Origin of the sequence: Klebsiella sp. GN_Kp190, assembly GCF_040061795.1 — a bacterium.
Lineage (GTDB): Bacteria > Pseudomonadota > Gammaproteobacteria > Enterobacterales > Enterobacteriaceae > Klebsiella > Klebsiella michiganensis.
In genome coordinates this window covers 208,766-221,200 of the sequence record NZ_JBEAFN010000005.1, presented here as the reverse complement: position 1 = coordinate 221,200, position 12,435 = coordinate 208,766, and the positions used below count along the sequence as shown (strand labels likewise).

The 12,435-nt window shown below is 59.0% G+C and carries 10 protein-coding genes; 2 read left to right on the top strand and 8 right to left on the bottom strand.

What is annotated here, in order from left to right; all coding sequences use genetic code 11:
* Positions 1-217: 217 nt before the first annotated feature.
* The 7 genes from sapF to ABLU67_RS03015 all read right to left on the bottom strand — a co-directional run bounded on the left by sapF (position 218) and on the right by ABLU67_RS03015 (position 8,628).
* Positions 218-1,027: a putrescine export ABC transporter ATP-binding protein SapF gene (sapF, locus tag ABLU67_RS03045; protein ID WP_004850180.1), complete on the bottom strand. Its 810-nt coding sequence runs from the start codon at positions 1,025-1,027 to the stop codon at positions 218-220.
* Position 1,028: 1 nt separating this feature from the next.
* On the bottom strand, positions 1,029-2,021 hold the full coding sequence (gene sapD / locus ABLU67_RS03040; protein ID WP_064405411.1) for a putrescine export ABC transporter ATP-binding protein SapD: 993 nt from the start codon (positions 2,019-2,021) through the stop codon (positions 1,029-1,031).
* Positions 2,021-2,911 carry a putrescine export ABC transporter permease SapC gene (sapC, locus tag ABLU67_RS03035; protein WP_004139490.1) on the bottom strand — a complete coding sequence of 297 codons (891 nt, stop codon included), beginning with the start codon at positions 2,909-2,911 and terminating at the stop codon, positions 2,021-2,023. The genes sapD and sapC overlap by 1 nt, the downstream gene beginning before the upstream one ends.
* Entirely contained in the window at positions 2,898-3,863 is a 966-nt protein-coding gene (sapB, locus tag ABLU67_RS03030) for a putrescine export ABC transporter permease SapB (protein ID WP_014229022.1), read from the bottom strand. Before sapB ends, sapC begins: the two co-directional genes overlap by 14 nt.
* Positions 3,860-5,503: an ABC transporter substrate-binding protein SapA gene (gene sapA, locus ABLU67_RS03025; RefSeq protein ID WP_048261852.1), complete on the bottom strand. Its 1,644-nt coding sequence runs from the start codon at positions 5,501-5,503 to the stop codon at positions 3,860-3,862. The genes sapB and sapA overlap by 4 nt, the downstream gene beginning before the upstream one ends.
* A gap of 363 nt (positions 5,504-5,866) precedes the next feature.
* Entirely contained in the window at positions 5,867-6,151 is a 285-nt protein-coding gene (locus ABLU67_RS03020; RefSeq protein ID WP_004850195.1) for a hypothetical protein, read from the bottom strand.
* Between the two features lie 170 nt (positions 6,152-6,321).
* Positions 6,322-8,628: a helix-turn-helix domain-containing protein gene (locus ABLU67_RS03015; protein WP_064381451.1), complete on the bottom strand. Its 2,307-nt coding sequence runs from the start codon at positions 8,626-8,628 to the stop codon at positions 6,322-6,324.
* Positions 8,629-8,797: 169 nt separating this feature from the next.
* Between ABLU67_RS03015 and ABLU67_RS03010 the strand changes: the two genes are divergently transcribed.
* Positions 8,798-9,967, top strand: a complete 1,170-nt coding sequence (locus ABLU67_RS03010) for a M20 aminoacylase family protein (protein ID WP_032719778.1) — start codon at positions 8,798-8,800, stop codon at positions 9,965-9,967.
* 25 nt (positions 9,968-9,992) lie between these two features.
* The gene (locus tag ABLU67_RS03005) at positions 9,993-11,384 is read left to right on the top strand and encodes an MFS transporter (RefSeq protein WP_004850201.1); all 1,392 of its coding nucleotides are present in this window, start codon (positions 9,993-9,995) and stop codon (positions 11,382-11,384) included.
* On the opposite strand, the gene pspF is transcribed toward ABLU67_RS03005, so the two are convergent.
* Complete coding sequence (pspF, locus tag ABLU67_RS03000) at positions 11,375-12,364, bottom strand: phage shock protein operon transcriptional activator (protein ID WP_177961598.1); 990 nt, start codon at positions 12,362-12,364, stop codon at positions 11,375-11,377. The genes ABLU67_RS03005 and pspF overlap by 10 nt on opposite strands.
* Positions 12,365-12,435: the final 71 nt, after the last annotated feature.

Genomic DNA, 12,435 nt, shown 5'->3' with positions numbered 1-12,435 from the left:
CGTATTTTTACTTTAACAATCATTTGGTTAGCATTGTTATTTCAAAATAACTCAAATTTAGCCGGGAATTATATCCCACTGACGACCCCTTGTGTCACGATATTTTTCTGCCATTCGCCACGTCATATCGCGCTTTGGCTACCGTGTATACAGGAGTATACCATCGGATATGACGGCGACCTGGCGCTAGCGCCGTGCAATTTACGTCTCGGTTTATTTATTTACCGTCTTTACGCCAGGCATCGGCAGTCAGCGCCTCGCCGAAATGGCCGGCAATCAGGCGTTTTGTCAGCTCGTGCAGCGGAGACGCCAGAACGTCGGCGGTGCTGCCGCGTTCGACCACTTCGCCCTGATGCATCACCAGCACCTGATCGCTGATGTGCTTCATCATGCCCAGATGCTGAGTCACGTATATGTAGGAGATACCCTGTTTTTCCTGCAGCTCCAGCATCAGGTTTATCAGTTGCGAGCGCATTGACATATCCAGCGACGCCAGCGCTTCATCGCAGACGATGACCTTCGGACGCAGGATCAGCGCGCGCGCCAGGCCCAGACGCTGTTTCTGCCCCGGCGCCAGCATATGCGGGTAGTAGCTGACGTGGTCCGGCAGCAGGCCAACCATTCGCAACGTTTCGATAATCTGCTTCTGCCGCGCCTCGGGTTCAAGGTCAGTGTTCAGACGCAGCGGAAAATCGAGGATTTGCGAAATACGCTGCCGCGGATTGAGCGAGGTCGACGGATCCTGAAAGATCATGCGAATCTTCTGGCTGCGGAAAGAGTAATCGCCAAACGCCAGCGGGCGATCGTCAATCAGCAGTTCGCCGGTGCTGGGCTCGACCATTCCGGCGAGCATTTTTGCCAGCGTTGACTTGCCGGAGCCGTTCTCGCCGATAATCGCCAGCGTCTGGCGCTCGCGCAGGGTAAAGCTTAACGGCTTAACCGCCTCCACCGTTTGCCGATGAAACCAGCCGGTGCGGTAGCGAAAGGTCTTACTCAGATTGCGCACTTCAAGCAATGTTTCGACCATTTCACTCTTTCTCCATGTTCAGCGGGAAATGACAGGCATAGAGGTGGTTACGGGCGCCCACCAGCCGGGGCGTTTCGATACATTCGCGCTGGGCATAGGGGCAGCGCGGCCCGAGCCGGCAGCCGATGGGCAGCTGTTCGAGCAAGGGGATCGCCCCCGGCAAGGTGTTGAGCCGACTCTTGTGCGGCATGGCGCTGCCGAAATCGGGAATCGCCCGAATCAGCGCCTGGGTATAGGGATGGTGCGGAATTGTCACCAGCTCTTCGCTCGGCGCGGTTTCCACCGTCTGCCCGCAGTACATCACGTTGATTTTGTCCGCCCATTTACTGAGCATCTGCATATCATGACTGATCAGCAAAATGGTGGTGTTGTTGTTTTGGTTCAGCCGCGTCAGCAGGCGGATGATTTGCGCCTGCGTTGTCGGCTCCATGGCGTTAGTCGGCTCATCGGCGATCAGCAGCCGCGGCTGGTTAGCCAGCGCGATGGCGATCATGACCTTCTGGCACTCTCCGTCCGTCAGCTCGTAGGGGAAGCTGCGCATCGCATCTTTATGGTCTTTGATCCCCACGCGGTGCAGGAGCTCAATGGCGCGCCGCTTGCGCCAGCCAAAACGCTGCCACCAGCGGCCTTTAAAGGTCCAGCCGGGAATATTCTGCGTTAATTGCTGGCCGATCCGTTCGGAAGGGTCGAGACAGGATTGCGGCTCCTGAAAAATCATTGAGACGTTGTGGCCCACCAGCTTACGCCGCTCGCGCACCGAGAGACGCAGCAGATCGATGTCGTCGAAGCGCATGCGGTCGGCGGTTACCCGCCAGTTGTCCTTGGTGACGCCGCATATCGCTTTAGCTATTAAGCTTTTGCCGGAGCCGGACTCCCCGACGAGGCCGCGTATTTCCCCCTCGGCGAGAGTCAGGCTGACGCGATCGACGGCTTTCACCCAGCCTTCGTTGGTCTTGAATTCAATGGTTAAATTACGGATGTCGAGTAATGGCATTATTCCACCCCGGCGATGATGGCGCGGCGGATCCCGTCGCCCAGCAGATTAACCAGCAGGACGCTTATCATGATTGCCGCACCCGGCAGCATCACCGTCCACGGCGCCACGTAAATCAGCTCCAGCGCGTCGCCGAGCATCGCTCCCCATTCGGGGGAAGGCAGTTGAGCGCCGAGATCGAGGAAGCCCAGCGCAGCGATATCCAGGATCGCCATCGACAGCGCGCGGGTGATCTCGGTGACCAGGCCTGAGGTAATATTCGGCAGCACCGCGAACCATAAAATATTCAGCGTCGAGGCCCCGTCAAGGCGGGCGGCGATAACGTACTCTTTTTCCAGTTCGTCATGCACCATGCTGTAGACCGAACGCACCATCCGCGGCAGAAGCGCCAGCCAGACGGCGAACATCGCGTGGCTGAGGTGCGGCCCGGCGAAGGCGACCACGATAATGGCCAGCAGCAGCGACGGGATCGACAGCAGCGTGTCAAGAATATGGTTCATCACCGCAGACCGCAGGCCGTGGGTAGAACCGGCAATCACGCCAAGCACCAGTCCCAGCAGGGCGGCGCCCAGCGTCACCACAAACGCGCCGCCGACCGTCGGCGCCGCGCCGCTCAGCAGGCGGCTCAGGACGTCGCGACCGAGATCGTCGGTACCGAGAAAGAACGACACTTCGCCGTACCGCGACCAGGACGGCGGTAGCAGCTGGTAGCCGAGAAACTGCTGGTCGATGCCGTAAGGAGCGAACCAGCCGCCGAAAACGCACAGCAGCGCCAGCGCCGCACAGCCGTACAGGCCGATCATGGCGGTCGTATCGCCGTAGAATTTTCGCCATACGGTGCGCAGCGCACCCGGCGGGCGCTTCTCCAGATAGACGCTATCGTAGGGCATACCATTCCTTATGTTTCAGTGGGTTAGCCATAGCACCCAGAATATCGGATATCACGTTCACAATAATTACCAGCGCGCCGATGACCATCACGCCCGCGGAAATCGCGGCGTAGTCCTGTTGGCGAATCGCGTTAATCAGCCAGCGGCCCAGCCCCGGCCAGCTAAAGACCATTTCGGTAATCATCGCCAGCGTTAGCATGGTGGAAAACTGGAGTCCCAGGCGCGGGATCACCGGCGGCAGGGCGTTGTGCAGGACGTGGCGGTGTAAAATCGTCCGCCGCGATACGCCGCGGGTGGCGGCGGCTTTGACATAGTTGGTGTCGTATACTTCGCTGGTGCTGATACGCATCAAACGGATCACTTCCGTCGTCGGCGCTACCGCCAGGGTTAGCACCGGCAGCACCATGTGGCGCGCCGCGCTGACGATCATTTCATGGCGCCACGGGGAGTCGGATAGCCATGCGTCGATCAGCGCAAAGCCGGTGACCGATTTCACTTCATACAGCAGATCGAAGCGCCCGGAGACCGGAAACCAGCCCAGGGTAAGGGAGAAAAACAGGGTCAGCAGCAGCGCCAGCCAGAAGACGGGAATCGAAAAGCCCAGCAGCGCCAGGGCGCTGATCAGGGTATCTTGCCATTTGTTGCGCATAATGCCCGCCAGCATACCGACGGGGATCCCGATCACCAGCGCGAAGCCGAAGGCGAGGATACAGAGCTCCATGGTGGCGGGAAAGACCTCTTTAAGCTGCTCGGAAATCAGCTGACCGTTGATGCTGGAAACGCCAAAATCCCAGTGCAGCACGCCCTCAAACCAGAATAGCCAGGCGTTCCACAGCGAGGCGCCCTGCAGCGGCGCGTGGGGCGTAAAATAGCTCAGGCTAAAACCGACAAAGGTCAGCAGGAAGAGGGTAATCAGCAGCAGCAGCAGGCGACGCAGAGTAAAAATAATCATGGTTTTTTCACCTCGTCTTCTTTTTCCCGCGAGACGCCTGCGAAAGAGGCGTTGCCAAACGGGCTCAGCACCAGGCCTTTCATGTCGTAACGATAGGCCTGCAAACGCAGGGAGGAGGCCAGCGGCAGCACCGGCAGTTCATTGGCAAGAATACGCTGCGCCTCTTTATAGGCCTCAATGCGCGAGGCCAGCTGCTGTGAAGTGAGCGCCTTTTGCAGCACCTCGTCGAATTCGCGATGACACCAGTGAGCATAGTTGGTTTGTGAGGTAATCGCCGCGCAGCTCAAAAGCGGACGGAAAAAGCTGTCCGGATCGTTACTGTCCGTTGCCCAGCCGGACAGCGTCAGGTCATGACTCATATCCATTAATCTGGCCTCCTGGAAGCGACCTTCTACCGGCACAATAATCACCTTCACGCCAATTTGCGCCATATCCGCCTGAATAAGCTCGGCGGTTTTCAGCGGGCTGGGGTTCCAGGCCTGCGAGCTGGTTGGCACCCACAGCTTAAGCGTTAGATTTTCCAGCCCCAGGGCTTTCAGCCGGGCTCGGGCTTCCGCGGGGTTATATTCGGTGATCCTGGCGTCGTTATCGTAGGCCCAGGAGGCGCGAGGCAGCATAGACGCGGCGGTTTCCGCGGTGCCGTAGTAGATCGACTGCATCAGGCGCTGATTATTGATGGCCAGCGCCAGCGCATGGCGCACCTCAGGATTATCGAGCGGCGGCTTAGCGGTGTTAAACGCCAGCCAGGCGATGTTCATTCCCGGGCGCAGGGTCAGGCGCAGACGCGGGTCGTCACGCAAAATAGAGAGCTGGCTTGCGGCGGGCCAGGCCAGCACGTCGCACTCGCCGGTCAGCAGTTTTGACAAGCGGCCGGTGCCGCCGGAGCCGAGGTCGACCACCACCTGCGGCATCAGCGGTTTACCGCGCCAGTAGGCCGGATGGCGCTGCAGGCGAATGTACTGACCGCTGCGATACTCCTCCAACTGGAACGGACCGGTGCCGACCGGTTGCCGGTCGATCAGTTCCTGGCGATCGTTCTGCGCCAGCTTCGCGGCATACTCTGCCGACATCACCGAGGCGTAGTGGGTGGCCAGATGCCACAGGAACGAGGCGTCCGGGCGTTTGAGGCGAAACTCGACGGTATGACTATCCAGCTTACGCACGCTTTCCACGCTGTCGGCAAACTGTAAGCTATCGAAATAGGGAAAGCTGCTGCCGTTAACGTTGTGCCACGGGTGGTCGCGATTAAAAATGCGGCCAAAGGTGAAAATGACGTCATCGGCATTAAAATTACGGGTCGGTTTGAACCAGGCGGTGGTCTGAAAAGGCACGTTGTTGCGCAGGTGGAAGCGGTAGGTTGCGCCGTTGTCCAGCACCTCCCAGCTTTCTGCCAGTTCGGGAACCAGGCGATAAGTATAGGGGTCGACGTCAAGCAACCGGTCATAGAGCTGGGCGGCCAGGGTATCGACAATCAGGCCGCTGCTGACCTTTTGCGGGTTGAAGGTGTTGACCTGACCGCTCACGCAATAAACGAAGCCGCTATCGCGAATATCCGCGTGCGCAGGCAGCGCTGGCGCGGCAAAAGCTTGCCCGTACAGCATACATACCGCTGCCAGGAGAGAAGACAATTTCAGGCGCATAGTTTCTTTTTGATTATAGAGAAAGGCTCTATCTTATTAATATTAAATAACATTTACCACCACCTTATTGCTCATGGAGATAATATAAGCGAGGGCTGCGTCGGTTATTTGACCAACTGATTCAAATTCATACTGCTTATTAACTTCGAGTATACCTCGTAAATCATCCGACGTTTGTCATCAGGCAAGCGAGGGGTTGAGCAAAGCGTATTTTCGATTCATCTGCCGCACGGCTTGAGGAAGCTATGGGTATTGAGCATGGCGCTTATTTGCGTCGAAGCCCCGATATCCGCCACATGGTATCTTTTTATTGGCGGTTTCTCCAGCCAGCCGTGGCTGTACGGCTGGCTGGCGGTCGAGGCGCTACAGGGGAAGGAGTCGGTTATAGCGGGCGATGTAATCTTTGGGATTAATTTCCAGCTTTTCGCCATCGTGATGGTGGGCAACATAAGTACGCAGTACCAGGCCGCTGTTTTGCGGCGTAATTGTCCAGCCCTGTTGACGATATGCATCTTCGGTTGAGCGGATAAGCAGGTCCGAAAAGATCATCATGACCGAGAGCGCCGGCGCGCGGTGGCTTTTCATGGTATGGACCAGGCTGACGTGCGCCGCATAGCGGCCGAGCGTTGAAGGATTAACCGGAATCATCTTTATTTTCAGTCCATTGAGTCATGATGCGCTGATGATAGTTCACATGGGGATATCTTGCTAGTTACAATTTTTTAACCCCATGCGAACGGGCTGCCGCGCAAGCAAAAGCTATTTTTCACGGCACAGGCCGCTTGCAGAAAGAAGCAGGGTAGTGACGCTGTCACTTTTCAATCGCCGAGCGGCGTGAATTCATAAAGCGCCAGCGCATTGCTCTCCAGCGAATCGACAAGCTGCCAGCGGTCGCTATCCGGCGTCTCTTCACTGACGCGCAGCGCCGGACGCGCTCTGTGCATCAGCCAGCGATAGTCCTCATCGTCAGGCCCGCTTTGGCTGCGAAAGGCCTCAAACAGCGGGAAGAGCGCGCCATGGTGCCGATCGAACAGATGATGTTTGATTCGCCAGCGTCCTTCAAGGCCGAGCAGGCGCACGCTCCAGGGCTGACTAAAGCGCTGGATAAACGCCTCCTCGCTGGAAAGCCAGGGATTGAAAACTACCGTGTTGCGCAGCAGTAGCTGATAATGGCCGTTATGGCGCAGCAGCAGCAAGTTCTTGTCGTTGATCACCACCTCGCCCCGCAGCCTGCGCCACAGCCATAGCACCCAGTAGACCGGTCGCGGCAGACCGTGGAGATAGTGCAGCGCCAGGCTGGAAGTATCCAGCTTGCCGTTGGCGCGGGCTTCCCCCTGCAGCCCTGAATTCAGCCAGAACCCCGCGAGCCAAACCTGATCCGCCAGTCCCAGCAGATTATCCATCAGCAGCGCGCCGCGAAAGAAACGGCCGTTGGTATCGCGGGTATCGCCGGTGAGGGTATTCCACGAGAGCAGCCAAAGCGGCAGCAGGAGCTGCCGCTGGCGCAGCGCGCTATGAAGTTTGCGCAATTTGTGTACCGGATAGTTTTCGCTGGCGGCCAGTTTCTGGCTATCCACCTGCGCGAGATCCAGCAGTTCATTAGCATCGGCCTGGCAGGCCAGAAAATCCGCCTCGACCAGCAGCGGTGAACGCAGAAGGGGATCGTCCTCCACCTGTTGAGGAAAACGGTGCCAGATCCCCAGCGCCGACTGCGGCGATAGCCTCTGCAGGATCGTCTTTTGTTGCCGCCAGGCGTGCTGGCGGGCCTCGTCGCTGGCCTGAGGGGACCAGTGCCAGACGAAGTGCCAGCTGGCGAGGGTTGCCGGCGGAAAATGGTTAGCGGACAGAGAGAGGAAACGTTGCAGCAGGTCGCCGCGGGTGGTGAGCCCGGTATGCAGTATCACCGCCAAGCCCTGGGTCGCCAGCCAGCTAAAAATGCGCTGCAGGTTATACCAGCAGGCATACCCGGCCATTTGCGGATCGTCCCAGCCGGTGCCGAACAGGCGGCTGCTGAGAAACGGATCGTGAATATCGATGGCGAATATCGGCAGCGCGTCGTGCAGCTGTTCCAGTTCGCGGCGGACATCCTCGCGCAGCAGATCGTCCAGTTCACGAACGGTAATCACCATTCGGGTGTGACGCAGCGGCGCGCCGCGCGCCGGGAGTTCGCGAACATCGAGATGGCGGGTTTGTTGGGGGCTGAGCCGCAGCGGCGGGCTATCCAGACCGTAGGTTTGCGGCGCGTTGAGCCGGGCGTACAGCCGATCGATTGACACCGGCTGCCATCGCTCGGTCTGCTGTAGGTGCGGGCGGAGAGATTCGACCGCCGTCTGCGGGTGCTGCTGGCGGAACTGGCGCGGCGTCAGGCCGTGCTCGCGTTTAAACAGGTCGCTCATCACCCGGCTGCTGGCAAAGCCCTGCTGCTGAGCGATCTGCTGTATCGATTGACGCGTCGTCGTCAGCTGCTCCGCGGCTTTGCGCAGGCGCAGCCCGGTGATGTACTGCATAAAGCTGACGCCCACCTCTTTGCGGAACAGACGCGAGAGCCAAGCCTCAGAAACAAACTCCGCGGCGGCTATCTCCTGCAGCGACAGGCGCCGTTGATAGTTGGCGTCGATTCGCGCCACCACTCTGTTAATTCGCTGGCTCCAGCGTTCGGCTCCGCGAGGCGCCTGGGCGGTGAGGGGACGGCTGAAGCGTGACGCCAGCAGGAGAGCAATTTCGCTAAGCCAGCGGTTGGCCTCCAGCCGGTAGTGGGCCTGCGGATTGACCAGACCGAGGACCAGCAGCTGGCGCATCAGGTAGCGCAGGGTGTCTTCGGCATCGCGCGTTTCGCTGCTGCTCTGGTAGGCGGAGGCAAAAAAATCGCCGTCGAGGCGGGTCAGCCATCCGGCGTTCAGCGACAGCGCCATCACGACGTTCGCCGTCTTGCTGTGCAGGCTCCAGCGGCGATGACGATTCACTATCGCCAGTTCATCGGCCTGCAGGTACCGACCCGTCTCGCCATCGCGGAGTTCGACGCTGCCCTCAAGCAGCCATAGCAGCGTCAGAGCATCGTTTTCCTGCTGGCTCAGCTGCCGGATATCGCGAACCACAACCTGAAAGTCGCCTGAATGATGCTCCACCGTCGCCTCCTGAAGACAAAAAACAGCACGTCATTTTTTGTCATAACCGTTTTGTATGAAAAACACTCATTAATAATCCGTCACTATAAAACAAAAAATCGCATTTTAAAGCCAACAGGGATGCATAAACTCGAAAGTGTCGTGCAAACACAACACAGGAATAATAAAAATGACACACCCGATTATTGAGGCATTACAGGTTAACGAGGCGCAGTTTGTCGCGCTTCGCCGCCGTTTCCATCAGCAGCCGGAAATTGGTTTTGAAGAGCATAAAACCAGCGAAGAGGTTGCCCGCCTGCTCGGCGAATGGGGCTATCAGGTTCATCGCGGTCTGGCGGGCACCGGCGTGGTCGGTACTTTACGCGTCGGCGAGGGTAAAAAACGGTTGGGGCTACGGGCGGATATGGACGCGCTGCCGATGCAGGAGATGAGCGGCAAAGCGTGGGCCAGCCGGGTCGACGGTCGTTTTCACGGCTGCGGCCACGATGGCCATACCACCACGCTATTGTACGCCGCGGAATATCTGGCGCGCACCCGGCAGTTTAACGGCACCCTGCAGCTTATTTTTCAGCCTGCTGAGGAATTACTCTACGGCGGTCGGGTCATGCTGGAAGACGGCCTGTTTGACCAGTTCCCCTGCGATGCCATTTTTGGCCTGCATAATATGCCGGGGCAGCCGTTAGGCAGAATCGGCCTGCGCGATGGGGCGATGATGGCCTCCTCGGATACTCTCCATATTGAAGTCAAAGGGGTGGGCGGACACGGCGCGGTACCGGAGCATACCGTCGACGCCACGCTGGTTGCCTGTCATATCACCCTGGCGCTGCAATCCATTGTTTCCCGAAACATCACGCCGTTTGAACCAGCGGTCGTGACCGTGGGCAGCATTCAGGCCGGGCACGCCCCGAACATTATCAACGACAAGGTGTTAATGAAGCTCACGGTGCGCACCTTAAACGAACAGGTTCGCGAGACCGTCCTGCAGCGCATTCACGATATCGCCGTTGCTCAGGCCGAGAGCTTTAACGCCAGCGCCGCCTTAACCCACGTTAACGGCAGCCCGGTTTTAAGGAACGATCCGGCTGCCAATGAGATGGTCCGCACGGTGGCGACCGCGCTGTTTGGCGAGGCGCAGGTCGGCGAGGTGAAGCCGTTTATGGGCAGCGAAGATTTTGCTTTTATGCTCGAGCGCAATCCGAACGGCTGCTATTTCACCATCGGGGCCGGGGACGAAGCGGATCGCTGCATGGTGCATAACCCGGGATACGACTTCAACGATGCGCTGTTGCTGAAAGGCGCCGCGCTGTGGTGCGCCCTGACGGAACACTATTTGCGTTAATGTCCGCAACGAAGAGGACCCTGCTATGAGTTCTGTATCGCTAAGCGAAGCGCAGTTCGTCGGCACCGATCGTCTGCTGGCGGGTATTGTATTGAGCGTTCTGACCTTCTGGCTGTTTGCCCAGTCGGTGATTAACGTGGTTCCGGCGATGAAGAGCAGCCTCGATATTTCGCTGGAAACCCTGACCCTGGCGGTGAGCCTGAGCGCGTTATTCAGCGGCTGCTTCGTGGTCGCCAGCGGCGGGCTGGCGGATAAATTCGGCCGCATGCGCATGACTACCCTGGGCCTGATCCTCAGCATTGTCGGTAGCGCAATGCTGGTGCTCTCTCAGGGACCCGCGCTGTTCCTGGCCGGGCGCGTTTTACAGGGGCTGTCGGCCGCCTGCATCATGCCGGCGACGCTGGCGTTAATTAAAACCTGGTATGAAGGCAAAGCGCGCCAGCGGGCGGTCAGCTTCTGGGTCATCGGCTCGTGGGGCGGCAGCGGTCTGTGTTCGTTTGTCGGCGGGGCGATCGCCACCGGTCTGGGCTGGCGCTGGATCTTTGTTTTCTCCATCGCGGTAGCGCTGGCGGCGCTGTTTTTGCTGCGCGGTACGCCGGAAAGCCGCAGCGCCAGCGCGCAGCAGCATAAGCTGGACATCAGCGGCCTGCTCAGCCTGATCCTTGCGCTGGTGCTGCTAAATCTGTTTATCAGCAAAGGCCACGGCTGGGGCTGGACCAGCGCAACCTCGCTGGCGATGCTGGCCGGCGCGCTGGCATCGGGGCTGTTTTTTATCCGCAGCGGCCAGCGTAAGGGCGACGCGGCGCTGATTGATTTCGCGCTGTTTCGCAACCGGGCCTACAGCGCCGCGGTGTTGTCGAACTTTATGCTCAACGGCGCCATCGGTACGATGATGATTGCCAGCATCTGGCTCCAGCAGGGGCATCATCTGAGCCCGCTGGAGAGCGGAATGATGACGCTCGGCTATCTGGTTACCGTGCTGGCGATGATTCGGGTGGGCGAGAAGCTGCTGCAACGCTACGGCGCGCGTTTGCCGATGATGAGCGGCCCGGTCTTTACCGCGGTCGGTATTCTTCTTATCTCCTGCACCTTCCTCGATAAATCGACCTATATCGTCACGGTCTTTTTCAGCAACGTGCTGTTTGGCTTCGGCCTGGGCTGCTACGCCACCCCGTCAACGGACACCGCGGTGGTTAACGCTCCTGAGAATAAGGTAGGCGTGGCCTCGGGGATCTATAAGATGGGCAGTTCGCTCGGCGGAGCGATGGGCATTGCGGTGACAGCGTCACTTTTTGCGCTGTTTTTACCGCTCGGCATGGCCAGCGCGGCGCAGTATGCGCTGTGGTTTAACGCCGCGCTCTGCCTGGGTTCAATGGCGGTGAGCGCGCTGCTGCTTCCGCGTACAGGTCAAAGCTGATGTTTTTTCAGCAGCGCCCGCAGCTGGTGGTAGGTTAGCCCCAGCAGTTCGGCCGCCTGCTTTTGATTGTACTTCGCCTGTTCGAGGCTTCTCTCGAGCAGGCTTTTTTCTTGCTCCTGCTGGAAAGCGCGTAAATCGAGCGGCAGCGTGGGGCCAGGCGTCTTCTCCACTTCGACGGGCGTCGCCGCGTGCTGCTGGCGGAAGGGGTTAATAATAATATTATCCAGCTCGCGCTCGCTGCTGCCGTGGCGGTAGACCGAGCGTTCAACCACGTTTTTTAATTCACGGATATTCCCCGGCCAGCGGTAGTTCTGCAGCGTCACGGCGGCGCGTTCGCTAAAGCCGGGAAACAGCGGCAGTCCGAGCTCGCGGCACATCTGGATAGCAAACTGGGTGGCGAGCAGCATGATGTCGCTCTGGCGCTCACGCAGCGGCGGCAGCTGCACCACATCAAAGGCCAGACGGTCGAGAAGGTCGGCGCGAAAAAGTCCGTCTTCCACCATTTGTGGCAGGTCGGCGTTGGTCGCGCACACCAGGCGGACGTTAACCTGCAGCGGTTGGCTGCCGCCGACGCGCTCCAGTTCGCCATACTCAATCACGCGCAGCAGTTTTTCCTGTACCAGCATCGGCGCGGTGGCCAGCTCATCGAGAAACAGGGTACCGCCGTCGGCGCGCTCGAAGCGCCCCGGGTGACGTTTACTGGCCCCCGTAAAGGCGCCGGCCTCATGCCCGAACAGCTCCGAATCGAGCAGATTTTCATTGAGCGCCGCGCAGTTCAGGGAGATAAACGGCCCCTGCCAGCGGGAAGAGAGGAAGTGCAGACGGCTGGCAATCAGCTCCTTGCCGGTTCCGCGCTCGCCAATAACCAGCACCGGTTTATCGAGCGGCGCCAGTCTTGAGACCTGCTCCAGCACCTCAAGAAAGCTATTGGCCTCGCCGAGCAGGTTGTCCTTGTAATCCGCCATGATGAATTTCGCCATTTAGTAGTGTGATTCACCAGGTCACTTTAGCAATGCGCTGGCCGGATAACAACCACTTCCATTAAAATCAA

What these genes read in the sequence shown, in the direction of transcription:
- sapF (WP_004850180.1), bottom strand. Translation starts at nt 1,027, where the DNA reads ATGGTCGAAACATTGCTTGAAGTGCGCAATCTGAGTAAGACCTTTCGC.
- sapD (WP_064405411.1), bottom strand. Translation starts at nt 2,021, where the DNA reads ATGCCATTACTCGACATCCGTAATTTAACCATTGAATTCAAGACCAAC.
- sapC (WP_004139490.1), bottom strand. Translation starts at nt 2,911, where the DNA reads ATGCCCTACGATAGCGTCTATCTGGAGAAGCGCCCGCCGGGTGCGCTG.
- sapB (WP_014229022.1), bottom strand. Translation starts at nt 3,863, where the DNA reads ATGATTATTTTTACTCTGCGTCGCCTGCTGCTGCTGCTGATTACCCTC.
- sapA (WP_048261852.1), bottom strand. Translation starts at nt 5,503, where the DNA reads ATGCGCCTGAAATTGTCTTCTCTCCTGGCAGCGGTATGTATGCTGTAC.
- ABLU67_RS03020 (WP_004850195.1), bottom strand. Translation starts at nt 6,151, where the DNA reads ATGATTCCGGTTAATCCTTCAACGCTCGGCCGCTATGCGGCGCACGTC.
- ABLU67_RS03010 (WP_032719778.1), top strand. Translation starts at nt 8,798, where the DNA reads ATGACACACCCGATTATTGAGGCATTACAGGTTAACGAGGCGCAGTTT.
- ABLU67_RS03005 (WP_004850201.1), top strand. Translation starts at nt 9,993, where the DNA reads ATGAGTTCTGTATCGCTAAGCGAAGCGCAGTTCGTCGGCACCGATCGT.
- pspF (WP_177961598.1), bottom strand. Translation starts at nt 12,364, where the DNA reads ATGGCGAAATTCATCATGGCGGATTACAAGGACAACCTGCTCGGCGAG.